Raw genomic sequence first — 26,943 nt, forward strand, 5'->3', positions numbered from 1 at the left:
CCTCGGCGCACGCCTTCGACTCCCACGACGGCTGCTTCTTATCGTGGAGTTGCCGCACCCCTGACGCGCGGAAGGCGCGTCGGCCCGCGGGCCTTCAGGCGTTCGTCGCCGCCTGCGAACGCAGCACCGAGTCGACCACCGCGAGCCGCCCGACGGGGTCGACCATCTCGAGCAGGAGCTGGCGGTCCTCGACCGCGATCGGCAGGATTTCGCACCAGCGGTTGGCGACCCAGCCGGCGCTCTCGAAGCGCAACGGCTGCAGGAACGGCAGCTCGCCCTGCTCCTGCAGCGCGTCGATCACCTGGCGCAGCCCGGTGACCGCCGACGCCTGCGGCTCGAGCGGCGCGACGACCGGGTCGTCGGGCCACTCGGTCGCGTCGGCGCGCCAGAGGCCGTCCGGCTGCTGGTGGGCGGGCCCGAGCCTGAAGCGGCGCGTGCCGCGGCAGCGGATCTGCAGGATGCCGGTCTGGGCGCTGTCGACGTCGATCAGCTCGGCGAGCGTACCGGTGCCCTGCAGCGCGACCTCTTCCCCGCTGCCGGGGCGGCGCACCTCGGAGCCGGCACGCAGCGCGACCACGCCGAACGGGCGGCGCTCGCGCAGGCACGCCGCCACCATGTCGACGTAGCGCGTCTCGAACACCTTCAGCACGAGCAGCCCGCCGGGGAACAGCACGGTCTGCAGCGGAAAGAGCGCGAGGTCGGGATGGACGGTCGGTGCGTCGGCCATGTCAGGCCTCGAGTTCGCGATGGCGGATCAGCGTGACGACGCGCGAGCGGAAGCGCTGCGCCAGCGTCTCGGCGAAGTAGACCGAGCGGTGCTGGCCGCCGGTGCAGCCGATTGCGACCGTGAGGTAGCTGCGCTGGTCGGCCTCGAACGCCGGCAGCCAGCGCGCGAGGAAGTCCTCGATCTGGCCGAGCATGTCGGCCACCTCGGGCTGCGCCGCGAGGAACTCGGCGACGGGCGCGTCGCGCCCGGTGAGCGGGCGCAGCTCGCGCACGTAGTGCGGGTTCGGCAGCACCCGAACGTCGAACACGAAGTCGGCGTCGAGGGGGACGCCGTGGCGGAACGCGAAGCTCTCGAAGACCAGCGTGAGGCGGCTGTCGACCGCGCTCACGAGCTCGCGGATCCAGCTGCGCAGCTGGGTCGGGCGCAGCTGGCTGGTGTCCATCACGATCGACATCTCGCGCAGCTCGGCGAGCAGCTGGCGCTCGAGCTCGATCGCGTCGATCAGCGCGCGGCGGCCCTCGAGTTCGTCGCTGGCGAGGCGCGCGAACGCGCTCGTCGAGAGCTCGTCCGAGAGCGGGTGCGGGCGCCGTGTTTCGGAGAAGCGCCGCACCAGCGCGTCGGTGCTGGCGTCGAGGAACACGGCCTGGATCGACACGCCTTCGGAGCGCAGCTGCGTGAGCAGCGAGAGCAGGTGCGGCAGCGAGCCCGCGCTGCGCACGTCGACCGCGATCGCGACCCGACGCTCGGGCCGGTGCGCCTCGAGGCGCAGGAAGTCGCGCAGCAGCTCGGGGGGCAGGTTGTCGACGCAGAAGAAGCCGGCATCCTCGAGCGCGTGCAGCGCGACCGACTTGCCCGACCCGGAAATGCCGGTGACGAGCACGATCTCCTGCAGGGACGCCGGCCCGGGGCCCGGCGGCGTATCGCTCATGTTCGCCTGGTCGCCCGACTCGCGGGCTTGGACGGCGCGGCGGGCGGGTCGGCCGCGCCGCTGCCGACGGCGAGCATCTCCTGCGCGTGGGCGAGGCTGGTTCCGGAGAGACGCTCCCCGCCGAGCATGCGGGCGATCTCGGCCACGCGCGTTTCGCCGGTCACGAAGCCGATCTCGCTGCGCGCACGCCCGTCGACGACGCGCTTGGCGACGACCGCGTGGTGGTCGGCGCAGGCGGCGACCTGCGGCAGATGGGTCACGGCCAGCACCTGCCGCTCGCGCCCGAGCTGCTTCATCATTCGGCCGACCGTCTCGGCGACTGCGCCGCCGACGCCGGCGTCGACCTCGTCGAAGATCAGCGTTGCGGCGGCGTCGTGGCGATCGGCGAGCTGGCTCGTCGTCACCGCGATCGCCAGCGCGATGCGGGAAAGCTCGCCGCCCGACGCGACCTTGGCGAGCGGGCGCGGCGTGCTGCCGGCGTGGCCGGCGACCAGGAACTCGGCCGATTCGGCGCCATACGACTGCGGCGAGTCGCCGGCGACGAGCTCGACCTCGAAGCGCCCGCCGGTCATGCCGAGCTGCTGCATCGACTGCGTGACCGAGCGGGCGAGCGCCGGCGCGGCGCGGCGCCGTGCCTGGCTGACGCGCGCCGCCTCGGCTTCGTAGGCCGCCGCGGCGCGGTCGAGGCGCTGCTGCAGGCCATCGAGGTCGGATGCCTCGTCGAGCTTCCTCAGCTCGGCCTGCCACTCGGCCAGCAGCCCGGCGAGCTCGGCCGGTGGACGGCGGTAGCGGCGCGCGAGCGCGAGCCAGGCCGAGAGGCGCTCGTCGAGCGCCTGCAGCCGGTCGGGGTCGAGCTCGATCGCGTGCAGGTAGCCGGCAAGCGTGTGGGCGGCGTCCTGCAGCTGCGCCTGCGCGCCCTGCAGCGCGCCGATCGCCGATTCGAGGCGCGGGTCGAACGCGGCCACGTCGGAAAGCGCGTCGAGCGCGCGCGCGGTGAGCGCCTCGGCGCTCTCGTCGGCCTCGTCGATCGCCTGGTAGGCCTTGCGGGCGGCGTCGATCAGCGACTGCGCGTTGGCCAGGCGCGTGTGCTCGGCGTCGAGCTCGGTCCACTCGTCGGCGCCGGGGCCGAGTCGCTCCACCTCGCCGATCTGCCAGGCGAGCCGCTCGCGCTCGCGCTCGAGATCGCCGTAGCGGGCCCGCGCGTCGGCCAGCGCGCTGTTGGCGTCGCGCCAGGCAGCCCAGGCGGCGGCGAGCGCGGCGGTGTCGATCTGCGCGTAGGCATCGAGCAGCCCGCGCACCGAGGCGCCGCGGGTGAGGCTCTGCCACGCGTGCTGGCCGTGGATGTCGACGAGGTGCTCGGCAGCCTCGCGCAGCTGCGCGACAGTTGCCGCGCTGCCGTTGATCCACGCCCGGCTCTTGCCCTGCGCGTCGATGGTCCGGCGCAGCAGCAGGCGCCCGTCGTCGGCGTCGAAGCCGGCGTCGTCGAGCCAGCCCGCAAGACCCGCCGGCGCGTCGAACTCGGCGCCGATCTCGGCTCGGCCGGCGCCTTCGCGCACCACGCCGGCGTCGCCGCGTCCGCCGAGCGCGAGCTGCAGCGCGTCGACGAGGATCGACTTGCCGGCGCCGGTCTCGCCGGTGAGCACGGTGAACCCGGCGTCGAGTTCGAGCTCGAGCTCGCTGACGATGACGAAGTCGCGGATCGCGAGGCGGCGCAGCATCGTGGGCTAGGAAAGGTCAGGTGAGCTGGACGCCGTAGTTCCAGTGCAGCTTGCCGCGCAGCGTGGCGTAGTAGTTCCACCCGCGCGGGTGGAGAAAGTGCACTTCGTGGGTGGAGCGCCGCACCTGCACGCGATCGCCGTGCTGCAGGCTGGTGAGCGCCTGCATGTCGAAGTTCACGCTCGCGTCGCGGCCGGCGACGATCTCGACCGAGACCTCGCCCGAGTTCGGCACCACGATCGGTCGGTTCGAGAGGTCGTGCGGCGCGATCGGCACGAGCACCCAGCCGCCGATCGACGGGTGCAGGATCGGCCCGCCGGCCGAGAGCGCGTACGCAGTCGAGCCCGTGGCCGAGGCGACGATCAGGCCGTCGGCGCGCAGGCTGGAGACGAACTCGCCGTCGATCTCGACCTGCAACTGCACCATGCCCGAGGTGCTGCCGCGGCTCACGACAACGTCGTTGAGCGCGAAGCTCTCGAAGATCGTGTCGGCGCCGCGCCGCACGCCGCCTTCGAGCATGGCGCGTGTCTCGTCGACGTAGTCGCCGGCGAGCATCGGGCGCAGCGTGTCCTCGAGGCCCTCGATCGCGATGTCGGTGATGAAGCCGAGGCGGCCCTGGTTGATGCCCACGAGGGGGGTGCGGTGACGCGCGAGCTGGCGCGCGATGCCGAGCATGGTGCCGTCTCCGCCGAGCACGATCGCGACGTCGCAACGACGCCCCAGTTCGTCGACCGAGCAAGCCGCGTAGCCGGCCAGACCGGTGTTGCGCGCGGTCTGCTCCTCGAGCGAGACCTCGAGGCCTTCCTCGACCAGGAAACGGGCAATGCGATCGAGCACGTCGCGCACGCCTTCGGCCTGGTATTTGCCGACGAGCGCAGCATGACGGAAGCGGGTCGACATTCGCGGGATTACACCACAGGGCCCCTCGGCGACGAGCCCCAGAATTCGCCATCATCCGACCCTGAACCATGCTGGACGAGCGCGCCAAAACCCTCCTGAAAACGCTGGTCGAGCGCTACATCGCCGACGGCCAACCGGTCGGCTCCCGGACCCTCTCGCGAGCCAGCGGCCTCGAGCTGTCGCCGGCGACGATCCGCAACGTGATGGCCGACCTCGAGGAGCTCGGCCTCATCGCGAGCCCGCACACCAGCGCCGGGCGCATTCCGACGGCACGCGGCTACCGGCTCTTCGTCGACACCATGCTCACCGCGCAGCCGGTGACGTCGGTGCCGCCCGACATGGAGCCGCAGCTGCACCCCGAGCAACCGCAGCGCGTGATCGCCAACGCGGCCAACCTGCTGTCGAGCCTGTCGAACTTCGTCGGCGTGATCACCGCGCCGAAGAAGCCGGGCGTGTTCCACCACATCGAGTTCATGCGCCTCTCGGAACGGCGCATCCTGGTGATCATGGTGGCACCGGACGGCGACGTGCAGAACCGCGTCATCTTCACGGCGCAGGACTACACGCAGGCGCAGCTCATCGAGGCCAGCAACTATCTCACCACGAACTACGCCGGACTCACGCTCGAGGAGGTGCGCGAGCGCCTCAAGACCGAGGTCGACGCGCTGCGCGGCGAGATCGCCGCGTTGATGCACGCGGCGGTGCAGGCGGGCAGCGACGCGATCGCCGAGAGCCACGAGCAGGTCGTCGTCGCCGGCGAGCGCAACCTGCTGACGGTGCGCGACTTCTCGAGCGACATGGGGAGCCTGCGCAAGCTGTTCGACCTGTTCGAGCAGAAGACGCAGCTGATGCGTCTGCTCGACGTGAGCAGCCGTGCCGACGGCGTGCGCATCTACATCGGCGGCGAGAGTCAGGTCGTACCATTCGAGGAGCTCTCGGTGGTGTCGGCGCCGTACGAGGTCAACGGCACCGTGGTCGGCACGCTCGGCGTGATCGGTCCGACCCGCATGGCGTACGACCGCATGATCCAGATCGTCGACATCACGTCGCGGCTGGTGTCGAACGCGCTGTCGCAGAAGTAGGGCGCGGTGGCGCGGGATCGCACCACAATTGGCGCGACGGTTCCACAGGCGTGCAGACGCGGGCGCACTGCCCCTACCTTGTCCGGGCGCCTCATAGAATCCGCGCGGAGGGGCCGTTAGCTCAGTTGGTCAGAGCAGAGGACTCATAATCCTTTGGTCGTTGGTTCAAGTCCAACACGGCCTACCAGCGACATGGTCGGTGTTCCTGTCGCGCGGCAGCCGTCGGACAGGTTTCGGGCTTGATCTCTTCGCGCAGCCGCCACCGCAGGCAGGCGCCGAGCGCGAGACGGCCGAACCCCGGATCTCGAGGCACCGCGGCCCTCTGTCGATATGGGTCCGGCGCTCACGCGACCGTGCTTTTGCGACGCGTGTTTCGGCGACATGCATGTCCGACACTCGGCACGCGGCTACGATCGTGCGCGCGATATCCAGAACCCCGGCCGCGCCACACGCATGACCGTGCCCACGCCATCCGCCGACTTCGAGCCGGAACTCGTTCTGCTGCTCTGCAGTGACCCGGCCGATGCGGTGACGCGTGCCCTCATGCAAAAGCGGGCGTCGCTCGGCTGGCCGTTGATCGCGCTGTCGGCGCAACAGCTGATCGACGGCATCGAGCTTGGCACACGCTGGGTGGTCGACGGCCGCCGAGTCGATCCCGATCGCACGGCGCTGATCAACCGGCTGCCGCTGGGTGACCGCCTCGAACCCGGTCCAGCGACTCCCGACGCCACAGTGGTCCGACAGGCGGTGTGGTGCCGCCTGCGCGACGAACTGGGGCGGTTTCGCTACGTGTCGTCGCTGCCGACCGCGACCTCGATCATGGGGTGCTACGGCTCGCTGCTCGACCAGTGGCAGGACCTGCCTCGCCTCGTACCGGGCCTGCGGGTGCCCGAGCATTCGGCGGCCTCGGTGCCGCGTGCGCTGCAGGGACGCGTGTTCGCGGTCAACCGGTGGACGCCGTACAGCCTCGGAAAGCCGCTCGACGCCACCGGCCAGAGTGAGGTCCCTGCGACGCAGCGTGTGGACTACGTGATGCCGGAAGGCGGCATGGTCCACCTGGCGCAGGTCGGCGACGCCATGTTCTTCCCGAACGCGCCGCCGACGATGTCGGCGTCGCAGCGGCAGGCGATGATCGATATCGCTCGTGCATTCGCGGCGGTGTCGGCCATCCGCGTTCTCGAGCACGCGTTGTTCCTGGGGGATGGGCCGCCGGTGCTCTACAGCAGCTTCCCCGTGCCGGTCATGAGCGGCGGACATCCGCTCTATGCGCAGCTCGTCGAACAAGGTCTGACCAATGACATCAGGAAGTGGGCTGGACGACGTGCTGCGTGAGCTGCGGTTCGGTGCACCCGCGGCCTCGAGCGGCGCGGGTCGAGATCGGTCGGAACGCAGCCAGGACAACCGGTTCGGCTTCGTCATCGACTTCGATTCCCCGCAGACCTGGCCGGACGTGGCGTACGACACCGCTGCGCCGTCGGCGCGCCACGACGCGCCCGGGCGGGCTCGCAGTCTCGCGGCACTGGACGAAGCCGCAGAAACGATGGCGCGGCGCGTTCCTGCGGCCTGGCGCCTGGTAGACGAGCAGCTGCAGCGCGTGCTGCTGCGCTCCGACGCAGGCGTCCCGGGCGGTTCGGCGTCGCACCGCCTGCACGTCGGCGCGTGCCTGCTGACCAACCTGCACCAGCCCAGCGAGGCAACGCTGGTCGCGATCGAGGCGCTCACCCACGAAGCGACGCATCAGCTGCTTTACCGCATGGAAGAGGCTCACGGGCACGTCTGCGACCTTGCGCCGCTGCCGACCTATCGCTCTCCGTGGTCAGGCGCACGCTTGCCGCTGCACTCGTTGGTGCATGCAAGCTTCGTCTGGTTCGGATTGCTGGCGCTTTGGGCCGAGCTCGGGCGTCAGCCGGCGTCCGCCGGCGAGGCGACGCATGCGCGCGCGCGCGTCGCGCACTGCCTGTTCGGCTTTGCGTTCCTGGAAGACCTGCTCAGCAGCCCGGTGTTCGCGTCGGCCAAGATCGACCCGCAGGCGCTCGCCGCGATGCGCGGGATGTCAACCGCCGCCGGTGCGGCGACGCGCGCGGCCGAGCCGTTCGCGAGCCTGCGCGAAGTGGCGTCGGCGAGGCAGCAGGCAGGCTGGATGGCGGCCATCGCAAGCGCCCTCGGATGAGCCGCTGGTCGGGCGAGCAGCGCCAGCGGCCTCGCGCGGCCGCACCGGCGTTCGTCTGGAACGGCCGAGGCGGCTTCGGCAGGCGTTGAGTCGCTGGCCCTTCGCCCGATCGCGCGATCTCGCCTGCAACCCGCACGAGCAAAGAAAAGGGCGCCGTGCCGGCGCCCTGGGTCGAGAGCGGCGCGCCGCGCCGAACTCAGGCCTTGCGCCGACGGCGCGAGGCCCAGCCCACGCAGCCGAGGCCGAGCAGCGCGAGCGCGTAGGTGGCCGGTTCGGGCACCGACGCGATCAGCACATCGATGCCGTTGGCGCTGTAGACCAAGCTCGCCGTCAGATATGGGTTGAGGCCGACGAAGCTCACGTTCCTGAACGCGCCGGTCGAGCTGGCGAAGTCCATCAGATCGAACAGCCCTGGCGCATTCGAGTAGTTGCCGGGGAACGTGATCTGCAGCAGCCCGTTCAGCGTGGCGACGCCGTCGACATCGAGCAGCAGGCTGGCCCAGCGGCTGAAGCCAAGGTCGAGCACGCTGTCGGGACCGAGCGTCAGGTTGCCGGCGATCATCAGCGGACTGTCGGCGACGCGGGTGGCGAGCGTCGCGTTCCCCACCGAGACGTTGCCGGTGCCGAGCGCGGTGCGCGAGCCCGCGACCAGCGTGCCACCCATGACCTGGGTTCCGCCCGTGTAGCTGTTCATTCCGGTCAGCGTCAGCGCGCCGGCACCTAGCTTCGTCAGGCTGCCGTTGTAGACCCGCGAGTTGCGCGCGGCTTCGCGGGCGAGGCCGACCTGGTACTCGGTGTAGTCGTTGACCGCGTCGCTCGCGTAGTACGCCTGCTGGTCGGCAGCTGCGGTGGGCACCGCAGGAGGCGGCGGCGGCGGCGTGACGTTCCAGCCCTTTTCGGCCTTGCGGGCAGCCCAGGCCGTCGCCTCGGTCTGATCTTCCGCCTGCCGCGCGCGGATCGCGACATCGGAGATGTTGTTCGACCAGGTGTCGTTCTGTCCCTGCGTATTGACCGCGAAGTTGCCCATGAACTGGCCGGGGCCGTTCATGGCGTTGCGCAGGCTGACCGTGCCCCAGCCGTTGCGATCGTCGGGCACCTGCACGATCTGACCGGCCGTCGGGTTGATGATCTGCGCGCCGGCCGAGTTGTTGATGGTGGCGTTCTGGACCGCCGTGGTGCGCATGACCATGACCGCCTGTTCGTTGGTCATGTAGGGGAAGCGCTCCATGATGAGCGCAAGCGCTGCCGTGGCGTGCGGCTGCGCGGCCGACGTGCCGCTGAAGGTGCCGACACCGGCGGTCGGCGACGTGGCGATGTTGCCGACGTTGCTGGTGACCGTGCCCGCTGACGGCGCCGACACGCACGACCACTTGGCGTAGCCGCACTGGTTGTAGACCTGCACGCCGGGGATGTTCACGCTGCCGTCGGCGTTGTACGTCGTCCCGACGGTGGTGCCGTTGACGGTGGCGGACTGCTGGATGCCCGTGACCGCCGTCCAGCGCCCTTCCAGCTCAGGACGGAAGTACGCTGCGCCGGAACGCGGGCTCGAGTTCAAGTAGCCCGTGTTGCCATTGCTGAAGTTGATCGCGTCGCCGGTGGCCCAGGCGTCGAGCGCACCCTGGAACCAGGTGTCGCCGCGGGTCAGATACGCCCAGTTCCCCAATGCGCCGGCTCGGCCCGTCAGGTTGGTGCCGGTGGTCGGACGCAGCGTCTGATACTGCTCGGTGTTCGGCTGGCTGCCCCAGCTGGTGCCGACGATCCGAACGCCCGGCGTGGCGGCGACGGCACGGTAGACGTTGGCGATGTAAGCCTGATCGATGGTCTGACCAACGGTCTGGGTCGCCTGCGGAACGCCGAACAGCGCCCCGTCACCCTTGAGGGTGTTGCCCATGTAGACCTGGGAGTTGAACGCGACGCCGTGGAAGTTGGTGGTGGCGTTGCCGTCGCGCGAGCCCGCCGCCAGCCCGGACACGCCAGTGCCGTGGCTGTCGTTGTAGGCCGCGTTCCAGGTACCCGACACCCCGTTGACGGTCACCGGGGTGTACCGCGAAGCGGGCAGGTCGGGGTGTGCGAAGTAGAAGCCGGAATCGACGAGGCCGATGGGAACGCCGGCACCGGCGAAGCCAGCGGCATAGGCGTACTCGGCACCCATGGCTCGCAGGCCGAAGCTGCGCATGAATTCGGGAGTCCGCCAACTCGCCGGATCGCCGGCGGTACCGGGGTCGCCAGCGTAGGTCACGATCGCTGCGGTCGCGGCCTGGCCCGCGAAGCAGCCGAGCATCAGCGCCGTCAGCAGGCGCGGCTTGAACGGAATGGACTTGAGCAAGAGAGCCTCCGGTTCGGTTGCGTTGTTCAACCTCACTCGTGTACGCAAGACGCGTACCACGAGCCGAAATCAATCACTTGCCGGATGGCGTGCAATCCTCCACGTTTTCCCTGTAAAAGTCGTCGACACCGCTGGCCCGGTGCAGCTCGACGCCGCCGACACACGCGCAGGTCACGCCCACAGCGGATTTCGAGTGCCGCCAGCGACTGCGACCGCGTTGGTCAGGTCGCGCCTGCGAAGCGACATTGCGCTCGTGGCGAGCCGTGGCGAGGGGATGCGCCCGGGTTTCAAGCGCCTGCGCCGCCGCCGCGCCGGGCGCCAGGTCCGCACCACCCGGCGGACCGTCGCCCTGCGCTGCGCCGCGCCGCCAGGTCGGCCATGACGCCGCCGACTGCGTCGGGCCTAGCGCGCAACCCGGGCGTCGCCTTCAGAACATCACCTGAAGCCCGGCCTTCACCGCCCGTCCCGGAAGCGGCACCAGGCCGCGGATCGTCTCGATCGTCGAGGCGCTGTACGCGAGCTTGTCGCCGAGGTTGATCGCCTTGAGGAACGCGTTGCCCTCGAAGCCGCCGATGCTGAAGCGATGGCTCACCGAGGCATTGAAGAGCGTGTATCCGGCGGTGGAGGTGTCGTAGTCGGGCACGCGCCGCTGCCGCGCAGCGCTTTCCATCTCGAACCGCAGGCGCCAGGGACCGGTACCGGCGTCCAGGGCGAGGGCGGCGCGAAGCGGCGCGATCCGGGGCAATGGTTCCCCGCCGGCTTGAGTGGCGCGCGTGTAGTCCAGCTTGCCCGAGATGTCGAGCGTCCAGAGTCGCTCGAGCAGGCGATGGCTGCCTTCGAGCTCGATTCCGGCGAGCTTCGCGCGCACCGGCCTGAACACGTACTCCGGGAAGTCTTCGGGCCCGTCTTCGCCTTCCTGACTGATGGTTCGGCCGCTCGGCTGGAGCGAGATGAAGCGCGAGAAGCGAGCGACGTAGGCACCGACCCGGAACCGGTTGGCTCCGGACTTCCACTGGGCCGCCACATCGAGGTTGTTGCCTCTCTCGACCTTGAGGCTGGGGTCGCCACGCTCGTAAGTCCCCGTGGCGGCGTGAACGCCGTTTGCGAAGAGCTCGAACGAGGTCGGCGCCCGGGCCGTACTGCTGAGGGATCCGGTCAGGGTCCAGTCTCCACCGAGCTTGACCACGTCGCCGATGGATGCGCTATGCAGCGTGAATCGCCGCTGCGTCGCCTCGCCGAAGCGAACCTCGTCCATGTCGGCGTCGCCCTTCGATGAGACGCTGGCGCGTTCGACTCGAAAGCCCACGCTCAGCGTACCGACAGGCGAGGCCAGTTCCTCGAGCACGAAGAGGGCGCGACGCCGTGTCTTCGTGGATGGCACGAAGGCCTCTTCCCCGAGTGCCGAGAAATCGAAATCCTCGATCTGAGCGCCGATGACTCCCCTCAGGGGGCCAATCTGCGCATGCTGCGCCTGCACGCGCAGTTCCGATCCCGACGTCTTGAACGTGGTGCCGATCTCTCCGGAACCCTCGACCTCGTCGTGTCGATAGCGGGTGTCGCTGAAGTGGAAGCTGATCGAGCGGAGCGGCCCGTTGAGGTCGCGCGCCTCACCCGCGAGGGCGACGCGATCGCGCTTCATGCGAATGATCACGTCTTCTTCCGCGACGATGCCGTAGCGGTTGTCGTAGGTGTCGCCCGAGATTCCCAGGTAGCCGGATCCGTAGGTGTACGAGGCTCCGACCGCGCCGCCCGAGGCGCGGGATGCGGAGTTGCGGACGTGCCGCGTCGGATCGAGTGCATCACCTTCGGCATCGATCGGCGTGTAACGGGGAACGCGCAGATCGGAGGTTTCGCGCTTGAACGCATCGGCATGCAGGGCGAACGTGCCGTTGCCGGTCTCGACAGCGGCGCCGCCGCCGCGCTCGCGGTCTGCGCCACCGAGGCGCACCTCGGCGCTTCCCGAGGGGCCCGTGAGGGAGTACTTCGGGATACGGTTGTCGATGGCGTTCACCACGCCACCGATGGCATTGCCGCCGTACAGCAGCGCGCCCGGGCCGCGCAGGACCTCGACGCGCTCGACCACCAGCGGGTCGATCGGCACGGCATGGTCGAAGCTCAGGCTCGACGCATCGATGGAGGCGCCGCCGTTGTTGAGGATCCGGATGCGGTCGCCGTCGAGCCCTCGGATCACGGGCCGGTTCGCGTTCGGGCCGAAGTAGGTCGACGACACCCCCGGCAGGCCGTTGAGCGTCTCGCCCAAGGTTGTGCCCCGCCGGAGCAGGAGCTCCGTGCCGCCGAGCGCCGTCACAGGCGAGGCGAGCTCGGTCGAGCCCAGGGGATTGCCGGTCACGATCACGGGCGCGAGCGTGGTGGTCGGCGTGTCGTTGGAAGATGCGTTGGGCGTGGCTGGCGAGGTCGTCTGAGCGTGGATCGGACTGACGGAAGCGAGCGCGAGCGTCAACGTGCCGAGACGTCGGCGTCGGCGGGAGATGGTCTGGGATGGCATGAGAGGTTCCCGAAGGGCCCGTGCGGGCCGGCATGAACAGGTGCGGTGCCGCAGCCGCGCGAAGCTCCACAGGAGCTCGCGTGGCGGGCGTGCCGCGGCGGCCGTCGAGGGACGGCTTATGCGGGTTCAAGCGATCGGGGGACCTCGGGCAAGAAAGCCCTGCGCCTGCGCTGCGACGTGCCAGGCGGAGTGGGCCGCCGGCAACTCGTTCTGCGGCGATGCTTGGAGAAGAACGGGAGCACTGCCGAACGCCAGGACGTCGGCACTCAGGTCGTCGTAGTGCTCGCACTGGCGCAGCTGATCGTGACCGGCGAACAGCGCTCGCAGCCAACCCCTGTCACATTTGACGCCGGCCCTGCACTCGCTCGACGCGACGAACGGCGCGATCACGCCGTCGCCCATGGCCTGAGAGGCTGCCACCCGGTCCAGCAGGATGTGCCTCGCGTGGGCTGCTCGATGCAGCAGACCCAGTGTCTGCACCAGGACCAGCACGACGAGCAGCCCGAGCACGAGGGCTCGTCGACGGGCCGGAGCCTTGCTGGTTGAGAGGCGGGGTCGCATGGGATGGGTGACAAACTCTAGCGTACGGTTCTCGCTCGCGAAAGAGAGGTCGCGGCGGCGCAAGAGTCCGACCTTTCCCTCATTCCGCCGGACACCCCGGTGCCCGCAGGCGGGCCAGGTGCCGTTCGCAGGCAACCTTCGCCGCGCGGCCGCGGCGTCTGCCTAGCGCGCAGGCGCCCGGTATGGCTCCACCGCCGACGCCTCCAACCTGTAGCCGCTGTTCCCGAAGGGAGAACCGTTGCGCTCGGTCCTCATGGTGCCCGTCACCCACACGACGTCCATCGTCTTCAAGGGCTTGGGTGCCTCGAGAGTCACGTACACGAGCTGGTTGGCAGGTGGCGGCGGGGTGTGCACGCAGGCGCCGAAGTACGGCACCAGCAGGAACTCCTTGATGTCGCCCACGAGCATCTCGACCGGTACGACGTAGCCGGGGAGCTTCACGACGAGTCCGTTCAGCTCGAGCCGCGTGGGTGCGTTGTCCCAGATCTGCCTCATCTCCCGCATCAACGCTCGCTCGCCCACGTCACCCTCGCGGACGGCGCCAACCTGCTTGTCACGGAAGAACTTCTGCGGGTCCCAGTCCTTCGGGATCAGCTCATCCCACGAGAGCCTGCGAATCGATGCAGCCTTCTCGGCAGCTCGTGCCTTGTCGCCGACACACCCAAGGCCGCCAGCCAGCATCAGCAAGGCCATGTCGCGCCGCGACAGACGAAGCTCGTTCATTCCTAACCTTTCGGGGACAAGCCGTCCGCCAGTGACATTCGGTAGGCGCGCCAGCCCGGAACCAGGCTGGCGATGATGCCGGCGACAACGACGGCCGACAAGAGTGCCCACTCCGTTGCGCCGGGCCAGGCAGGCCGAACCCCGATGCCGAACTCGGCCTCGGCCCAGGGTCCCAGGAGGCGCACGACGGCAGTGCAGGCGAGCGCGCCGAGCAGCGCGCCGAGCACCGTGACGAGTATGCATTCCGTGATCAACAACACCAGTATCTCGCGTGGGCCGGCGCCGATGGAGCGCAGGACCGCCAGCTCGCGTCGGCGCTGCTCCAGCCCGGTGACGATGACGGCGACGAGTCCCGCGAAGCTGACCATCGCCACCAGGGCGCTCATGATCAGCAAGGCGCGCTCACCCACTGCGATCGTGCTCCACAGCTCGTCGAGTGCGACCCCCGGAAGAGGCTCTGCCTCGTACTCGGCGATGCGCCGCTGCAGCGAGAACACCTGAACGCGCGACTTCAGACCCACCAGCGCAGCGGTCACCGCCTTGGGCGTGAGGTCGTGCTCCTGAACCCTGTCGACGGGAACGGCCAGCCCCGGGAGCGGCATCCCGGCGATCCAGTCCAGGTGGATGGCCTGCATGCCCGCCAGCGAGATGTGGACCGATCGATCCACCGGCGTGCCTGTTCGCGCCAGGATGCCCACGACCTTGAACGGCTTGTCCGCATGGTCCGTACCGGCGATCTCACCCTTGCCGTGGCTGAGCACGAGGCGCTCGCCGAGCCCGTAGCCGAGGCGCGCGGCCACTTCGGCGCCGAGGACCGCGTCGAACACACCGACGAACGGCTTGCCCTGCGCGAAGCGCAGCGCGCGGCGCGCTCCGTACTGGAAGCGCTCGAAGTAGAGCGGCGTCGTTCCGACGACAGGAAAGCCGCGGTGCGAATCGCCCAGCGAGAGCGGAACGACCCACGCGACCGCAGGGTCGCGCTCGAGGTCCTTCACGCTGCTCCACTCGATGGTGTTGGTCGCGTTCCCGATCCGAAACACCGTGTACAGCATCAGCTGCACCGCACCGGTGCGGGCGCCGACGATCAGATCGGTGCCGGAGACGGCTTGCGAGAAGTTCTCGCGCACGTCGTGCCTCACGCGCTCCACCGCGAGGAGCAGGAAGGTCGACAGTGCGACCGAGACGACGACGACGGACAGGCCGAAGCGCCGGTGCCACGCGCTGTGCCAGGCCACCGTCCACAACGCGCTCAATTGACTTCCCTCTGCACGGCTCGATTGATGCTCGGCAGATCGATCACGCGTTCGAAGTGTGCGGCCAGTCGTGCATCGTGGCTGACGAACAGCAGGGCGCTGCCGACGTCCTCGCAGACCCGTGTCAGCAGCCTCATGAAGACGTCGCGGCGACCTTCGTCCAGCGCCGAGGTCGGCTCGTCCGCGATCACCAGCTCCGGGCGACCGATCATCGCGCGCGCAGCCGCCACGCGCTGCTGCTGGCCCACCGACAGCTCACCGGCAGGCCGCCGCCAGTCCGCTGCCTGCAGCTGAAGTTCCGCCAGCAATGCCTCGGCCTGCTCGCGGGCGTGCCCGAGCGAGCCACCGCAGCGAGCCGCACGCGCCGGCGAGAACCGGCACGGCAGCAGCACGTTGTCCAGAACGCTCAGGTAGGGCAGGAGATTGAACTGCTGAAAGATGTAGCCGATGTGGTCGGTGCGGCGGCGATCTCGTCGTCCGGCCGACAAGCGTCGCCAATCCTCGCCGAGCAGGTTGACCGTGCCGCTCTGTGGCACGAGAACGCCCGCTGCCAGCGAGAGCAAGGTGCTCTTGCCGCATCCGCTGTCGCCACGCAGGAGCACGCGTTCCCCGCGTTGCACCTCGAGGCTCTCGATGTCGAGCACGTCCGACATGCCGCGCGGCCAGCGAAAGCGAACATTCGATAGCAGCAATGCCGGTACGTCCACGCGTCGTGCCTCAGCGGCGGATGTTGATCACTCGGGCGGGACGTTGAAGCGTCGCTTTGGCTTGCCCACCCGGGCCGGCGACCTGAACGTCGACGCGTTGGATTCGCTTGAAGGCATCGAACAAGCCGACGTCGAGTGTACGCAGCGACCCGGGTTGCGCGCAGCGGTACTCGTACGTTGCATCCAGGTCGGCGTGCTCTGTGTTGGCGGGGTGCCTGGCACCCGCCTCGAGCACGCCGGCGCGCACGTCGGACCTGACGCGGCGGCACTGGGCCGCGGCGTCGGGGCTGAACAGCGCGGCACCCTCACGCAAGCGGCTCAGCACGTCCGCGGCAGCACGACGCTCGGAGTCCGTGCGAGGCGCGCGCTCGAAGCCGAGCACGATGTCGAGCGGGGCCTCCATGGCGACGCTCAGGTTCTCGCCCTCGACCGCGACGTCGAGCTTGACGACGCCGTGCTCGTGGGGCTTCGACGCTGCGCCAGCGAGGGAGGCAGCGCTGGCAAGCGCGAGCAGGAAAGCTGCAGCGGAAATCGGCTTCATGTAACTCCTGGTGGCGGACTGCAATTCAGTGCGAGAGCGCGTCGACCAAGGTGCGCGCGTTGTGGGCCATCAAGTCGACGTACGTCTCGGCCGGCCCGCCGCGTCGCGACAGTGCGTCGGAATAGAGCACGCCGCCCACGCGCGCGCCGCCTTCGCGTGCGATGCGTTCGATGAGTCGCGGGTCGCTGATGTTCTCGACGAAGAGGGCGCGCACGCCGTCGCGCTGGACCTGGCGGATCAGCCGCGCCACGGCTGCGGCCGAGGGCTCGCTGAGCGTGCTCCAGCCTTGCGGCGCGAGGAAGTCGATTCCGTAGGCGTGGCCGAAGTAGCCGAACGCATCGTGCGACGTGATGACGCGTCGCTGCTGACGAGGGATTGCGTCGATCCAGCCATGGATCCGGGCGTCGAGCTGCTCGAGCTGCGCCAGGTAGGCCGTGCTGCGCGCCCGGATCTCGGAAGCAGCGGCCGGCCAGCGTCGAGCGAAGGCCGCGGCCAGGTTCGCCGTGTAGCGACGCATCAACGTCAAGCTCTGCCAGACATGCGGGTCAGGCACGCCGGCGACGGTTCGGGGCTCAAGGCCCGCGCTGGCGGTAATTACCGCGCCGGGAGCGGCCGACAAGCGCACGAGGCGTTCCATCCAGCCTTCGAACCCGAGTCCGTTGACCAGCACCAGATCGGCGGTCGCGAGCCGCCTCGCGTCGGCGGCGCTCGGCTCGTAGACGTGAGCGTCGGCGTCCGGACCGACCAGCGAAGCAACCTCGATCCCGGCAGGAAGCAGCTGATGCGCGATGTCGGCAAGGATCGAGAAGCTGGCAACGACCCGGCCCGCGGGCCCCGTGGCGCCTCGAACCGGCCGCGCAAGCAGCGCCGAGCCCGCGAGGAGGATCTGCCGCCGAAGCATCATGAGCCTGCGCGAGCGCGGTAGAGGCTCTTGGGCAGGTGCCCTGCGAGCAAGCCGTTCCGGCGTCCGAAAAGAAGCGAGACCATGTAGACGGCCCCGCAGATCAGCACGATGCAGGGGCCGGACGGAAGCTCCGCATGGAAGCTGACGAGCAGGCCTGCCGCGCCCGAAACGGCGCCGATGGCCGCGGCTGCCGCTGCCATTGCGGGCAGCCCCTCGACCCAGAACCGTGCCGACGCGGCCGGAAGCATCATCAGCCCGATCGCCAGCAGCGTGCCGAGCGCGAGAAACGAGCTGACGAGGTTGGCCACGACGAGCACCAGCAGCAGAACGTGAGCCGCAGCGCCCGGGCCGCCGACACTTCGCAGGTGCCCGGGATCGAGGCTGTGCAGGACGAGCGGCCTGTACATCAGCGCCAGAGCACAGAGGGTTCCGCTCGACACCAGGGCGATCTGGACGAGCGCTGCGTCGTCGACTGCGAGCACGCTGCCAAACAGCATGTGCATGAGGTCCACGGGGCTCCCGTGCAGCGACACGAGCAGTACGCCCAGTGCCAGGGCGATCAGGTAGAACGCCGCGAAGCTCGCATCGTCGCGCTGCGGTGTCGCATGGCTGACGAACCCGGCCAGCAGCGCGACGGCCATGGCCGCGATGAAGCCGCCGACGCTCATCGCGGGCAACGACAGCCCTGCCGCGATGAACCCGATCGCCGCACCGGGAAGGACGGCGTGGGCCATCGCGTCGCCTGCCAGGCTCATCCGTCGCAGCACCATCAGGCAGCCGATCGGCGCGCTGCTCACCGACAAGGCGGTGACGGCGGCCAAGGCCCGTCGCATGAAGGCGAACTCGGCGAAGGGCGAAAGCAATTCGCTCACGCGGCCGCCCTGTACGGCCCATCGGCGATCCGCCACTGCTCCGCCACGCGGCGTGCCGCCGACAGGTGCTCGGACGTTAGAACCTCGCTCACGGGGCCGAAAGCGACAAGCTCGGTTGCCAGCAGGCGCGCGTGGTCGCATCTCGTACGCGCTTGCGCGAGGTCATGCGTCACCAGGACGACGGCCTTGCCTTCACGCGTCCACACACGCAGGACGCCGAGCAGATCGGCGGTGGTCCGTTCGTCCATCGCGGCGAAGGGCTCGTCGAGCAGAACGAGTCCTGCATCCTGCACGAGTGCCCGCGCGAACAGGACGCGCTGCACCTGACCCGCCGACAACTCGCGCATCCAGCGCCGCTCGAGACCTCCGAGGCCGACGGCGTCGAGGGCACCGGCGATCTGGGCGCGCTCGGCGCTGCCGACCGCGCCGAAGCTGCCAATCCGGAACCAGAGGCCGCTCGACACCACCTCCTGCACGCGAATCGGGAAGCCGAGGTCAAGCGTCGAGGCCTGGGGAAGGTATGCAATGCGCCGAACCGCCGCCCGGTCCACGGCGCCTTCGAACCGGGGTACGGCTCCGGCGAGCGCCGCCAGCAACGTGCTCTTGCCGGCGCCGTTGGGTCCGACCAGCGCCGTCAGCGCGCCCGCGGGAATCTCGGCGCTCACGCGCCAGACCGCCGGGCGCCCGCGATACGAGATCGTCAGGTCGTGCGTGCGGATCGCTGGCTCACCCGGGCAATGGCTCGAGGGCATCACCAGTAGGCCCAGGTCACGATCAGCCACAGCATGAAGACGATCGCCGAGGCACCCAGGAGCCTCGCGCCTGCACCGCGCGTCAGCATGACGCGGGCGAGCGCGAGGCGGTCAGCGCGCGCGATGAACGTGCGCGGACCTTCTCCGGCGCGGGGTACTCCGCGCGAGGCATTCCTTGCAGCGACCGTAGAGCGTCAGCTCGTGATCGTCGACCACGAAGCCTGCCGGAGCAAGCTTCGAGAGGTCTCCCGGGCACGCGTGAACCTCGAACACGCGATTGCACTGCGCGCACTGGAAGTGATGGTGGTGCGGCCGGCCGAAGAGCTCGTAGCGCAGGTTCTCGCCTGGCAGGCTGACGGGTTGCAGCTCCCCTTCCTGCACGAGCGCCTTCAGGTTGCGATAGACGGTCGCGATGCCCAGACCTGGCGCCTGAAGCTGCGCGGCCTCCAGCACCTCGAGCGGCAGCAGCGGTCGGTCCGCCTGCGCGATTGCTTCGCGAATGGCCGCCCGCTGGCGGGTGTTGCGTTCCATGCATGCAGCGTACCGGATAAGCGCTGAGCGGATGATATCGCATTATCGTTAGAACGTGCGCTGCAGTGTCGCGAGTGGCGCGCCTGGAACTATCGAGGAGAGCGTGGCGGTGACGTCTACGGAGGGCAGGAGCAGCCTGCCCGACGTGATGTCCGGTGGGCGGGCGCTGCTGTCGCTGCTCGACCCTGTTGGAAGCGACGGTCAGCGGTTCGACGCAGCGAGGCCCCGCAGCGCGTCGGCTTCTCGCCCGCTTGCCGCCTGCTCGCGGGGCATCTCCGGGCCATGGGAGCCGCCGATCGTGCTCCGCAGAGGCTGGCGAGCGATGGCCGCCCGCCCCTTCAGAGATCGATCGCGCGAACTCCGGGCAATGCGCGCAGACGGTCCGCGAGCGCGAGTAGTTCGCTGCGCGCGATGCTGCTCGAGAGCGAGAGCGACACCGAGTCGCGTCCGCCGTCTTGGTCGCGCTGGATCTCGATGCGGGCGATGCCGATGCCGGCTGCCTCCAGCACTTCCTCGATCCGCGCGAGGCTGGCCGCACCGGGTTCGACCTGCAGCGCCAGGCGGCGCAGCTCGCCCCGGCGAAACAGGCGACGCTCGAGCGGGCGCACCAAGCCGAGGATGACGAGCGCGATCGTGGTCGTCGCCGCCGCGGCGACGTAGAGCCCGCTCCCGACCGCAAGGCCCACCGCCGCGATCGTCCACAGGCTCGCCGCCGTGGTCAGACCACGGATGACCTCCTGGCGAAGGAACAGGATGGTGCCGGCGCCGAGAAAGCCGATGCCGCTGACCACCTGTGCGGCGACACGCGAAGGGTCGAACGAGACGTGCGGTGCGCCCTGCACGTCGGAAAACCCGAACATCGACACCAGCATCACGAGCGCCGATCCGACGCAGACCAGCATGTGCGTGCGCAGGCCTGCGGCCCACTCGTGGCGCTCGCGTTCGAGCCCGACGAGCGCACCCAGAAGGGCGGCGACGCCGAGCCGCACGACGACCTCGAGCGGCGTGATCATGGAGACGTCCTCATGCGGCGGAGCATAGCCATCGCGCCGATCGGCATCGGGCACCCGGCCGACCGACCCTTCGGCCTTTTGCGTATGCTCGCCGCATGACCGATCCGCAAGTCACGTCCGACGGCCGCAAGCACGTCGCGCGGGCCGTCCACGCCGGCCACGAGATCACCGTCGTGGTCGCGTTCAGTCCGACGCGCCAGCGCTACCAGGTGCATCTCGGGGTCGCCAAGGGCGACGGGCCCGACCGCATGGACACGAGCTTCGACGTCGGCTTCCACGAGTACGACAGCGTCGACGCGGCGGTGCGATTCGGCGTCGACTACGCGCACACCGAGATCGACGCCGGACGCATCGACTGGAGCAGCAACAAGCAGCCGCACCGCTGAGGGCTGCGCTCGGCGGCGGCGCTGCTCGCGAGCGGGCTCCGCAGCTCTTTTCCACCCTGGCCATGAGAGACGAACGTTGAGCACGCGATCCCGGATCTGCATCGTCGGCGCCGGCGCGATCGGCGGCTTCATCGGAACTCGCCTGGCGCTCGGCGGCGAGGCCGACGTGAGCGCGGTGGCGCGCGGCGCCACGCTGTCGGCGCTCGAGCGCCACGGCTGGCGCCTGCGCCAGGGCGGCGAACTGCTGCAGGCGCCGGTGCGCGCCGTCGCCGATGCGCGCGAACTCGGCCCGCAGGACATCGTGATCGTCGCCGTGAAGGGTCATGCGATGAGCGAGGCGGCCGCCTCGGTCGCGCCCCTGCTCGGGCCCGAAACCATCGTCGTGCCCGCGATGAATGGCGTGCCGTGGTGGTTCGGCCACGGGCTGGCGGTGCTCGGCGGTGCGCCGCTCGAGAGCGTCGACCCGGGCGGCCGCATCGGCGCTGCGATCCCGTTTCGCCACGTGGTCGGCTGCGTGGTGCACGCCAGCACGTCGACATCGGAGCCCGGACTGGTGGAGCACCAGATGGGAGCACGTCTCATCGTCGGCGAGCCGGCGGGCGGCACGTCGCCGCGTGTCGCGGCGCTCGTCGAGCGGCTTGGCGCGGCCGGGTTCGACGCCGCCGAATCGCCGCAGATCCGTCACGACGTCTGGTACAAGCTCTGGGGCAACCTGACGATGAACCCCTTGTCGGCGGTCACCGGCGCGACGATCGACCGCATCCTCGCCGACCCGCTGGTGCTCGGGTTCTGTTCCGAGGCCATGCGTGAAGCCTCGTGCGTCGGCGCGGCGATCGGCTGCGCGATCGACCAGACGCCCGAAGACCGCCACCAGGTCACGCGCCGCCTCGGTGCCTTCCGCAGCTCGATGCTGCAGGACGTCGATGCCGGTCGCGCGATCGAGCTCGACCCGATCGTCGGCGCAGTGCGCGAGATCGCAGCGCGTGTCGGCATCGCGACGCCCTCGATCGATACGCTTTACGGAATCACCCGTCTGTTCGCGCGCGTGCACGGGCTCTACCCGATGACGGCGGCCGACGAGGGCAGCGCCCGCGGGGCGAGCGCGTCGTGAGCCGGCGCCGGCTCTTCGTCAGCTCCGAACACGGCGGCTGCGACGTGCCGCGCGAGTGGCAGCCGCGCTTTGCCGGCCACGAAGCGATCCTGCACGGCCATCGCGGCTGGGACCCGGGATCGCTGCAGCTCGCGCGCGAGATGGCGACAGTTCTCGACGCGCCGCTGGTCGCGTCGACGACGACGCGGCTGCTGGTCGACCTCAATCGCTCGATCTGGAACCCGGCGTTGCACGGCGAGATGATCCGCGACCTGCCGGCAGCCGAGCGCCAGCGCATCATCGCGCAGCACTGGCGGCCGCATCGGAACGCGATCGAAGGGGCGATCGACGCGGCCGTGGCCACCGGCGACACGGCGCTGCACATCGCGTCGCACAGCTTCGTGCCCGAGCTCGACGGCGAGGTCCGGCACGCCGACGTGGGCTTCCTCTACGACCCTGCGCGGCCCGGCGAGGTGGCGTTCGCCGCGGCCTGGCGCGCCGCCCTGCGCACGCGGCGGCGCGACCTGCTGCTGCGCCGCAACTACCCGTACCAGGGCAAGGGCGACGGCCTCACGTCGACGCTGCGCAAGCGCCACCCGCCCGATCGCTACGTCGGACTCGAACTCGAGGTGAACCAGCGCTTCATGCTCGAGGGCGGCCGCGCGTGGCACGACATCCGCGCGGCCCTGGTCGACTCGCTGCGCGAGGCGCTCGACGCCACCGGCGCCGGTCGCCCCGGCCTCAGCTCGGCGGCACCGGCCGCGCCACCGGCGCGTAGCCGGGCGCGTGGCTGACCCGCGTGCGGCCGTTGCTGGTGACCAGCACCACCGGATCGCCGGGAATCCAGCTGTCGCCGTTGCGCGCCTGGACCACCGCGCGTCGTTCGCCGTTGCGCAGCTGAACCAGGATCTCGACGGCGTCTTCGCGGTTCACCGAGCGTTCGATGGTGTTGCCGAGCACGGCGCCGGCGACCGCGCCGAGCACGCCGCCCACGATGCCGTCGCGGTGGCCGCCGATCGACGAACCGGCGACGCCGCCGACCACGCCGCCGGCGATCGTGCCGGCGCCGGTTTCGCGGCCCTGGACGACGACCTGCCGCACCGAGAGCACCGTTGCGTCGACGACGCGCGCCATGCGTTGCGCGTCGTGTGCCTGGATGACGTCCGGGCTGGTGGTCGAGCAGGCGGCCAGCGCCGCGCTGAGCAGGATGACGGAGATGGACTTCTTCATGGCAGGCTTCCTCGAGGCCTTGCCGGCACGCGCCGTGCCGGCGTCGACGTGAGATCGCGGTGACGGCGCCGGGGTTCCGGCCAACGGCGTAAAGAAGCGTTGCCCGGACGTCCGTGCGCGGCAGCGGCGCGCCGCGACCCGCGTGCCGTCAGCCGTGCAGGCGGCTGCTGCGCGGCACGCTCGCGAGCAGGAATTCCATCTGGTCGGCGAGGATGCGGCGCCCGCGCAGGATCATGTCCTCGTGCAGGCTGGGCACGTACGGCAGGTAGAGCAGCGTCATGCGCGCCTCTTCCGGGAGCCGGTTGCCCTTGTGGCCGTTGCACGGCCGGCACGCGGTGATGCAGTTCATCCACGAGTCGAGCCCGCCGCGCGAGGTGGGAACGATGTGCTCGCGGGTCAGGTCGTCGATGGTGAAGTGCCCGCCGCAGTACGCGCAGACCTGCCGGTCGCGCGCGAACAGCTTGGGGTTGCTGAGCGCCGGGGTGCGGCGCCAGGCGCGGCTCGGCACCGCGCCGCGCACCGCGATGATGGGGTGCACCTCGATCCGCGACTGCAGCCCGGTGCGGCGCTGCAGGCCGCCGCGCAGCACGTAGAAGGCGTCGCCGAGCGTCCACGCCACGCCATCGCTCGCGTAGATGACGGCCGCGTCGCGCGCCGAGATCCACGATTGCGGGCGCCCCGACATGTCGAGTTGAAGCACTTCCATGGCGCTCCCAGCGTAATGCATCGCCGCGGCTTTGTTCAAGCTGGAGTGCCCGTAGGTGAGGGCGGCCGATGGCACACCCGCGCTGCCGATTGCGAATTCCGACGCGCCCGTTCGGGTTCCGTTGCACCCATAATGCCGGCCAAAATAGCACGACCGTTCTTTTTCGTGCCGGACTGTCCGGCGCTGGCCTGACCCGCGATGCCCGACTCCACCACCCCTCCCGATCGACCTGCTGCAGCGCCGCGCGCGCCCAAGGGCCGGCAGACGCGCGCGACCATCCTCGATGCGGCGCTCGCGCTCGCGGCGCAGATCGGCATCGAGGGCCTGTCGATCGGCGTCGTCGCCGAGGCGATCGGCATGAGCAAGTCGGGCGTGTTCGCGCACTTCGGATCGCGCGAGGAGCTGCAGATCTCGGTGGTGCGCGCCTATCACGCGCGCTTCGAGGAAGACGTGTTCACGCCGGCGCTGCGTGCGCCGCGCGGGCTGCCGCGCCTCACCGAGCTGTTCGAACGCTGGGTCCGCCGCGTCTCGGTCGAGGCCGACTTCGGCTGCATCTACATCAGCGGCGCGGTCGAGCTCGACGACCGTCCCGGCGCGGTGCGCGACGCCCTGGTCGGCATGGTGCAGACCTGGCAGAGCGCACTCGAGCGCGCGATCCTCGCTGCCGTGGCCGAGGGCCACCTGCGCGCCGACACCGACCCGCAGCAGCTGCTGTTCGAGATGCACGGCATGGTGCTCGCGCTGCATCACGACGCGCGTCTGCTGCGCCACCCCGGCGCCGACGAGCGTGCGCGCACGGCGTACCGCCGCCTCGTCGCCGACCACCAGCCGCGCCGCGCCGCGCGCACGCCCGCCTCCGGTGCCGAGCTGCCGGCGCCCGCGCGACCGCGCGCCGTGCGCAGCGTCGCCAAGGCACGCGTGACGCGCCGCGACCCTGCCTGATTCCCTTTCTTGTTCGCCCGCCCAGGAGTTCTCCCGATGCCCCAGTACAACCCGCCGCTGCGCGACCTGCAGTTCGTCCTGCACGAGGTGCTCGATGCGGTCGGCACCCTGAAGCAGCTGCCGCCGCACGCCGACGTCGACGCCGAGACGATCGACGCCGTGCTCGAGGAGGGCGGCAAGTTCGCGCGCGACGTCGTCGCGCCGCTCAACCCGGTCGGCGACGCCGAAGGCTGCACGCTCGACGCCGCGAGCCACGAGGTGACCACGCCCACCGGCTTCAAGGACGCCTACGCGCGCTACGTCGAAGGCGGCTGGCCGGCGCTCAGCTGCGACCCCGACTTCGGCGGGCAGGGCCTGCCGCACGTGGTGAACCAGTGCTTCTACGAGATGCTGAACGGCGCCAATCAGGCGTGGACCATGTACCCGGGGCTCTCGCACGGCGCCTACGAGGCGCTGCACGCGCACGGCAGCGACGAGCAGAAGCGCCTCTACCTGCCCAAGCTGACGAGCGGCGAGTGGACCGGCACCATGTGTCTGACCGAGCCGCAGTGCGGTACCGACCTGGGTCTCTTGCGCACCAAGGCCGAGCCGCAGGCCGACGGCACCTACCGGCTCACCGGCAACAAGATCTTCATCTCGGCCGGCGAGCACGACATGGCCGAGAACATCGTCCACCTGGTGCTGGCACGCCTGCCGGACGCGCCGAGCGGGTCGAAGGGGATCTCGCTGTTCGTGGCGCCCAAGTTCAGCGTCAACCCGGACGGCAGCTTGGGCGCGCGCAACGGCATCTACTGCGGCGGTCTCGAGCACAAGATGGGGATCCACGGCAACGCCACGGCGCAGATCGTGCTCGACGGCGCCGTCGGCAGCCTGGTCGGCCAGCCGCACAAGGGCCTGGCGGCGATGTTCGTCATGATGAACGCGGCTCGTCTGGGCGTGGGCATGCAGTCGCTCGGCCTCACCGAAGTGGCCTATCAGAACGCCGCCGCCTACGCGAAGGAGCGCCTGCAGATGCGGTCGCTCTCGGGTGCGAAGTCGCCCGAGCAGCCGGCCGACCCGATCATCGTGCACCCCGACGTTCGCAAGATGCTGCTCACCGCGCGCGCCTACGCCGAAGGCGGCCGCGCGCTCGCGGTCTTCACGACGCTGCTGCTCGACCAGGAACTCGCGAGCGACGACGAGACGGTGCGCGCCGACGCCGGCGACCTGGTCGCGCTGCTCACGCCGATCGTCAAGGCCTTCCTCACCGACAACGCGTGGATCGCGACCTCGGCGTGCCTGCAGGTGTTCGGCGGCCACGGCTACGTGCGCGAATGGGGCATGGAGCAGTTCGTGCGCGACGCCCGCATCAACATGATCTACGAGGGCACCAACACGATCCAGTCGCTCGACCTGCTCGGCCGCAAGGTGCTCGGGGACAACGGTGCCAAGCTGAAGAAGCTCGGCAAGCTGATCGCGGGCTTCGTCGAGGACGAAGGCGTCGTCGAGTCGATGCAGGAGTTCGTCAACCCGCTCGCCGACCTCGGCGAGAAGGTTACCAAGCTCTCCACCGAGATCGGCATGAAGGCATTCCAGAACCCGGACGAAGTCGGCGCCGCCGCGGTCGACTACCTGCGCGTGGTGAGCCACCTGGTGTTCGCGTACCTATGGGCGCGCATGGCCAAGGTGGCGCTCGAGAAGGAAGGCTCGGGCGACCCGTTCTACACCGCCAAGCTCGCGACGGCACGCTTCTACTTCGCCAAGCTGCTGCCCGAAACGGCAGCGCTGATCCGCAGCGCGCGCGCCGGTGCGGCGCCGCTGATGGCGATGGATGCCGCGCTGTTCTGATGCCGTTCGTCGCGCCCGACGGCGCGGCGGCCTTCGACCTTCACCTGGAGACGACATCGATGAAGACGAGCCTCGGCGCTTTCGTGATCGGTCTCGGCCTTGCCGGCGCGGCGCTCGCGGCGCATGCGCAGGCGACGCCGGTCGGCACCTGGAAGACGATCGACGACGAGACCAAGAAAGAGAAATCGCTGGTCCGCATCAGCGAGTCGAACGGCGTGCTGAGCGGCCGTGTCGAGAAGCTGCTCGACCCGACCGCGCCGCCCGATCCGGTGTGCAAGGACTGCACCGACGAGCGCAAGGACAAGCCGATCCAGGGCATGACGATCCTGCGCAACGTCAAGCAGGACGCCGGCGACAAGGCGCTCTGGAGCGGCGGCGACATTCTCGATCCGAGCAACGGCAAGGTGTACCGCGTGCGCCTCAAGCCGATCGACAACGGCGCCCGGCTCGAGGTCCGCGGCTACATCGGGGCGCCGATGTTCGGCCGCACGCAGACCTGGATCCGCGTCGAATGAAGGACACGCTCAAGCCCGTGCGCGCATTCGCATCC

27 protein-coding genes and 1 tRNA gene are annotated in these 26,943 nt (G+C 70.0%); 10 read left to right on the plus strand and 18 right to left on the minus strand.

All coding sequences use genetic code 11. From position 1 onward, the window contains the following. Positions 1-94: 94 nt before the first annotated feature. From HQN59_RS12950 to HQN59_RS12965, 4 genes are read right to left on the minus strand one after another with little or no spacing between them, the layout of a single operon-like run. Positions 95-727 carry an LON peptidase substrate-binding domain-containing protein gene (locus HQN59_RS12950; protein ID WP_176069513.1) on the minus strand — a complete coding sequence of 211 codons (633 nt, stop codon included), beginning with the start codon at positions 725-727 and terminating at the stop codon, positions 95-97. 1 nt (position 728) lies between these two features. Continuing rightward, on the minus strand, positions 729-1,655 hold the full coding sequence (rapZ, locus tag HQN59_RS12955) for an RNase adapter RapZ (RefSeq protein WP_176069514.1): 927 nt from the start codon (positions 1,653-1,655) through the stop codon (positions 729-731). Beyond that, the gene (gene recN / locus HQN59_RS12960; RefSeq protein WP_176069515.1) at positions 1,652-3,373 is read right to left on the minus strand and encodes a DNA repair protein RecN; all 1,722 of its coding nucleotides are present in this window, start codon (positions 3,371-3,373) and stop codon (positions 1,652-1,654) included. Before recN ends, rapZ begins: the two co-directional genes overlap by 4 nt. Before the next feature lie 16 nt (positions 3,374-3,389). Further along, complete coding sequence (locus HQN59_RS12965) at positions 3,390-4,271, minus strand: NAD kinase (RefSeq protein WP_176069516.1); 882 nt, start codon at positions 4,269-4,271, stop codon at positions 3,390-3,392. A gap of 68 nt (positions 4,272-4,339) precedes the next feature. On the opposite strand from HQN59_RS12965, the gene hrcA reads away from it, so the two are divergent. The 4 genes from hrcA (at position 4,340) to HQN59_RS12985 (ending at position 7,523) form a co-directional block, all read left to right on the plus strand. Next, on the plus strand, positions 4,340-5,353 hold the full coding sequence (hrcA, locus tag HQN59_RS12970) for a heat-inducible transcriptional repressor HrcA (protein WP_176069517.1): 1,014 nt from the start codon (positions 4,340-4,342) through the stop codon (positions 5,351-5,353). Positions 5,354-5,463: 110 nt separating this feature from the next. Beyond that, a tRNA-Ile gene (locus tag HQN59_RS12975) sits at positions 5,464-5,540 on the plus strand. A gap of 143 nt (positions 5,541-5,683) precedes the next feature. Continuing rightward, positions 5,684-6,685 carry a hypothetical protein gene (locus HQN59_RS12980; RefSeq protein WP_176069518.1) on the plus strand — a complete coding sequence of 334 codons (1,002 nt, stop codon included), beginning with the start codon at positions 5,684-5,686 and terminating at the stop codon, positions 6,683-6,685. Next, positions 6,648-7,523, plus strand: a complete 876-nt coding sequence (locus tag HQN59_RS12985) for an aKG-HExxH-type peptide beta-hydroxylase (protein ID WP_176069519.1) — start codon at positions 6,648-6,650, stop codon at positions 7,521-7,523. The genes HQN59_RS12980 and HQN59_RS12985 overlap by 38 nt, the downstream gene beginning before the upstream one ends. A 196-nt stretch (positions 7,524-7,719) precedes the next feature. Here the strand turns inward: HQN59_RS12985 and HQN59_RS12990 are convergent, their stop codons facing one another. The 12 genes from HQN59_RS12990 to HQN59_RS13045 form a co-directional block, all read right to left on the minus strand. Then, the gene (locus HQN59_RS12990; protein ID WP_176069520.1) at positions 7,720-9,849 is read right to left on the minus strand and encodes a S8 family serine peptidase; all 2,130 of its coding nucleotides are present in this window, start codon (positions 9,847-9,849) and stop codon (positions 7,720-7,722) included. A gap of 427 nt (positions 9,850-10,276) precedes the next feature. Continuing rightward, positions 10,277-12,310, minus strand: coding sequence for a TonB-dependent receptor (locus HQN59_RS12995; RefSeq protein WP_246294883.1), 2,034 nt, complete (start codon positions 12,308-12,310; stop codon positions 10,277-10,279). 171 nt (positions 12,311-12,481) lie between these two features. After that, entirely contained in the window at positions 12,482-12,865 is a 384-nt protein-coding gene (locus tag HQN59_RS13000; RefSeq protein WP_176069522.1) for a hypothetical protein, read from the minus strand. Positions 12,866-13,078: 213 nt separating this feature from the next. After that, positions 13,079-13,639 carry a DUF3299 domain-containing protein gene (locus tag HQN59_RS13005; RefSeq protein WP_176069523.1) on the minus strand — a complete coding sequence of 187 codons (561 nt, stop codon included), beginning with the start codon at positions 13,637-13,639 and terminating at the stop codon, positions 13,079-13,081. 2 nt (positions 13,640-13,641) lie between these two features. After that, positions 13,642-14,892, minus strand: a complete 1,251-nt coding sequence (locus tag HQN59_RS13010; RefSeq protein ID WP_176069524.1) for an ABC transporter permease — start codon at positions 14,890-14,892, stop codon at positions 13,642-13,644. Continuing rightward, entirely contained in the window at positions 14,889-15,599 is a 711-nt protein-coding gene (locus tag HQN59_RS13015; RefSeq protein ID WP_425342722.1) for an ABC transporter ATP-binding protein, read from the minus strand. Before HQN59_RS13015 ends, HQN59_RS13010 begins: the two co-directional genes overlap by 4 nt. Before the next feature lie 10 nt (positions 15,600-15,609). Then, positions 15,610-16,140 carry a DUF2796 domain-containing protein gene (locus HQN59_RS13020; protein ID WP_176069525.1) on the minus strand — a complete coding sequence of 177 codons (531 nt, stop codon included), beginning with the start codon at positions 16,138-16,140 and terminating at the stop codon, positions 15,610-15,612. 25 nt (positions 16,141-16,165) lie between these two features. Beyond that, positions 16,166-17,044 carry a metal ABC transporter solute-binding protein, Zn/Mn family gene (locus HQN59_RS13025; protein ID WP_176069526.1) on the minus strand — a complete coding sequence of 293 codons (879 nt, stop codon included), beginning with the start codon at positions 17,042-17,044 and terminating at the stop codon, positions 16,166-16,168. Further along, positions 17,041-17,877, minus strand: a complete 837-nt coding sequence (locus HQN59_RS13030; RefSeq protein ID WP_176069587.1) for a metal ABC transporter permease — start codon at positions 17,875-17,877, stop codon at positions 17,041-17,043. The genes HQN59_RS13025 and HQN59_RS13030 overlap by 4 nt, the downstream gene beginning before the upstream one ends. A 35-nt stretch (positions 17,878-17,912) precedes the next feature. Continuing rightward, a complete protein-coding gene (locus HQN59_RS13035) occupies positions 17,913-18,668 on the minus strand; it encodes a metal ABC transporter ATP-binding protein (protein ID WP_176069527.1) in 756 nt (251 codons plus the stop codon). 111 nt (positions 18,669-18,779) lie between these two features. Beyond that, positions 18,780-19,199, minus strand: a complete 420-nt coding sequence (locus HQN59_RS13040; RefSeq protein WP_176069528.1) for a Fur family transcriptional regulator — start codon at positions 19,197-19,199, stop codon at positions 18,780-18,782. Between the two features lie 338 nt (positions 19,200-19,537). After that, on the minus strand, positions 19,538-20,212 hold the full coding sequence (locus HQN59_RS13045) for an MgtC/SapB family protein (RefSeq protein ID WP_176069529.1): 675 nt from the start codon (positions 20,210-20,212) through the stop codon (positions 19,538-19,540). Between the two features lie 95 nt (positions 20,213-20,307). Here HQN59_RS13045 and HQN59_RS13050 point away from each other — a divergent pair, with 95 nt between their 5' ends. The 3 genes from HQN59_RS13050 (at position 20,308) to HQN59_RS13060 (ending at position 22,482) form a co-directional block, all read left to right on the plus strand. Then, positions 20,308-20,598, plus strand: coding sequence for a hypothetical protein (locus tag HQN59_RS13050; RefSeq protein WP_176069530.1), 291 nt, complete (start codon positions 20,308-20,310; stop codon positions 20,596-20,598). Positions 20,599-20,674: 76 nt separating this feature from the next. After that, positions 20,675-21,709 (plus strand): 2-dehydropantoate 2-reductase, encoded by a 1,035-nt coding sequence (locus HQN59_RS13055; protein WP_176069531.1) that lies wholly within the window; start codon positions 20,675-20,677, stop codon positions 21,707-21,709. Continuing rightward, the gene (locus HQN59_RS13060; protein WP_176069532.1) at positions 21,706-22,482 is read left to right on the plus strand and encodes an N-formylglutamate amidohydrolase; all 777 of its coding nucleotides are present in this window, start codon (positions 21,706-21,708) and stop codon (positions 22,480-22,482) included. Before HQN59_RS13055 ends, HQN59_RS13060 begins: the two co-directional genes overlap by 4 nt. Here HQN59_RS13060 and HQN59_RS13065 read toward each other — a convergent pair. Beyond that, positions 22,430-22,918, minus strand: a complete 489-nt coding sequence (locus HQN59_RS13065; protein ID WP_176069533.1) for an outer membrane lipoprotein — start codon at positions 22,916-22,918, stop codon at positions 22,430-22,432. The two genes, HQN59_RS13060 and HQN59_RS13065, sit on opposite strands and share 53 nt — an antisense overlap. Before the next feature lie 148 nt (positions 22,919-23,066). Further along, positions 23,067-23,624: an HNH endonuclease gene (locus HQN59_RS13070; RefSeq protein WP_176069534.1), complete on the minus strand. Its 558-nt coding sequence runs from the start codon at positions 23,622-23,624 to the stop codon at positions 23,067-23,069. Positions 23,625-23,822: 198 nt separating this feature from the next. Here HQN59_RS13070 and HQN59_RS13075 point away from each other — a divergent pair, with 198 nt between their 5' ends. Genes HQN59_RS13075 through HQN59_RS13085 form a run of 3 tightly spaced genes read left to right on the plus strand, consistent with a single transcriptional unit; the run spans position 23,823 to position 26,908 of the window. Next, positions 23,823-24,566, plus strand: a complete 744-nt coding sequence (locus tag HQN59_RS13075; RefSeq protein ID WP_176069535.1) for a TetR/AcrR family transcriptional regulator — start codon at positions 23,823-23,825, stop codon at positions 24,564-24,566. A 36-nt stretch (positions 24,567-24,602) separates the two neighbouring features. After that, positions 24,603-26,393 carry an acyl-CoA dehydrogenase C-terminal domain-containing protein gene (locus HQN59_RS13080; RefSeq protein WP_176069536.1) on the plus strand — a complete coding sequence of 597 codons (1,791 nt, stop codon included), beginning with the start codon at positions 24,603-24,605 and terminating at the stop codon, positions 26,391-26,393. A gap of 59 nt (positions 26,394-26,452) precedes the next feature. Then, complete coding sequence (locus HQN59_RS13085) at positions 26,453-26,908, plus strand: DUF2147 domain-containing protein (protein ID WP_176069537.1); 456 nt, start codon at positions 26,453-26,455, stop codon at positions 26,906-26,908. Positions 26,909-26,943: the final 35 nt, after the last annotated feature.

Origin of the sequence: Rhizobacter koreensis (assembly GCF_013366375.1) — a bacterium.
GTDB classification, from domain to species: domain Bacteria; phylum Pseudomonadota; class Gammaproteobacteria; order Burkholderiales; family Burkholderiaceae_C; genus Schlegelella_A; species Schlegelella_A koreensis.

Bases quoted from the DNA above. Each gene is read 5' to 3' on its own strand.
- HQN59_RS12950 (WP_176069513.1), bottom strand. From the start codon at position 727: ATGGCCGACGCACCGACCGTCCATCCCGACCTCGCGCTCTTTCCGCTG.
- rapZ (WP_176069514.1), bottom strand. From the start codon at position 1,655: ATGAGCGATACGCCGCCGGGCCCCGGGCCGGCGTCCCTGCAGGAGATC.
- recN (WP_176069515.1), bottom strand. From the start codon at position 3,373: ATGCTGCGCCGCCTCGCGATCCGCGACTTCGTCATCGTCAGCGAGCTC.
- HQN59_RS12965 (WP_176069516.1), bottom strand. From the start codon at position 4,271: ATGTCGACCCGCTTCCGTCATGCTGCGCTCGTCGGCAAATACCAGGCC.
- hrcA (WP_176069517.1), top strand. From the start codon at position 4,340: ATGCTGGACGAGCGCGCCAAAACCCTCCTGAAAACGCTGGTCGAGCGC.
- HQN59_RS12980 (WP_176069518.1), top strand. From the start codon at position 5,684: ATGGGTCCGGCGCTCACGCGACCGTGCTTTTGCGACGCGTGTTTCGGC.
- HQN59_RS12985 (WP_176069519.1), top strand. From the start codon at position 6,648: ATGACATCAGGAAGTGGGCTGGACGACGTGCTGCGTGAGCTGCGGTTC.
- HQN59_RS13005 (WP_176069523.1), bottom strand. From the start codon at position 13,639: ATGAACGAGCTTCGTCTGTCGCGGCGCGACATGGCCTTGCTGATGCTG.
- HQN59_RS13020 (WP_176069525.1), bottom strand. From the start codon at position 16,140: ATGAAGCCGATTTCCGCTGCAGCTTTCCTGCTCGCGCTTGCCAGCGCT.
- HQN59_RS13025 (WP_176069526.1), bottom strand. From the start codon at position 17,044: ATGATGCTTCGGCGGCAGATCCTCCTCGCGGGCTCGGCGCTGCTTGCG.
- HQN59_RS13030 (WP_176069587.1), bottom strand. From the start codon at position 17,877: ATGCGACGGGCCTTGGCCGCCGTCACCGCCTTGTCGGTGAGCAGCGCG.
- HQN59_RS13035 (WP_176069527.1), bottom strand. From the start codon at position 18,668: ATGCCCTCGAGCCATTGCCCGGGTGAGCCAGCGATCCGCACGCACGAC.
- HQN59_RS13040 (WP_176069528.1), bottom strand. From the start codon at position 19,199: ATGGAACGCAACACCCGCCAGCGGGCGGCCATTCGCGAAGCAATCGCG.
- HQN59_RS13045 (WP_176069529.1), bottom strand. From the start codon at position 20,212: ATGATCACGCCGCTCGAGGTCGTCGTGCGGCTCGGCGTCGCCGCCCTT.
- HQN59_RS13050 (WP_176069530.1), top strand. From the start codon at position 20,308: ATGACCGATCCGCAAGTCACGTCCGACGGCCGCAAGCACGTCGCGCGG.
- HQN59_RS13065 (WP_176069533.1), bottom strand. From the start codon at position 22,918: ATGAAGAAGTCCATCTCCGTCATCCTGCTCAGCGCGGCGCTGGCCGCC.
- HQN59_RS13070 (WP_176069534.1), bottom strand. From the start codon at position 23,624: ATGGAAGTGCTTCAACTCGACATGTCGGGGCGCCCGCAATCGTGGATC.
- HQN59_RS13075 (WP_176069535.1), top strand. From the start codon at position 23,823: ATGCCCGACTCCACCACCCCTCCCGATCGACCTGCTGCAGCGCCGCGC.
- HQN59_RS13080 (WP_176069536.1), top strand. From the start codon at position 24,603: ATGCCCCAGTACAACCCGCCGCTGCGCGACCTGCAGTTCGTCCTGCAC.
- HQN59_RS13085 (WP_176069537.1), top strand. From the start codon at position 26,453: ATGAAGACGAGCCTCGGCGCTTTCGTGATCGGTCTCGGCCTTGCCGGC.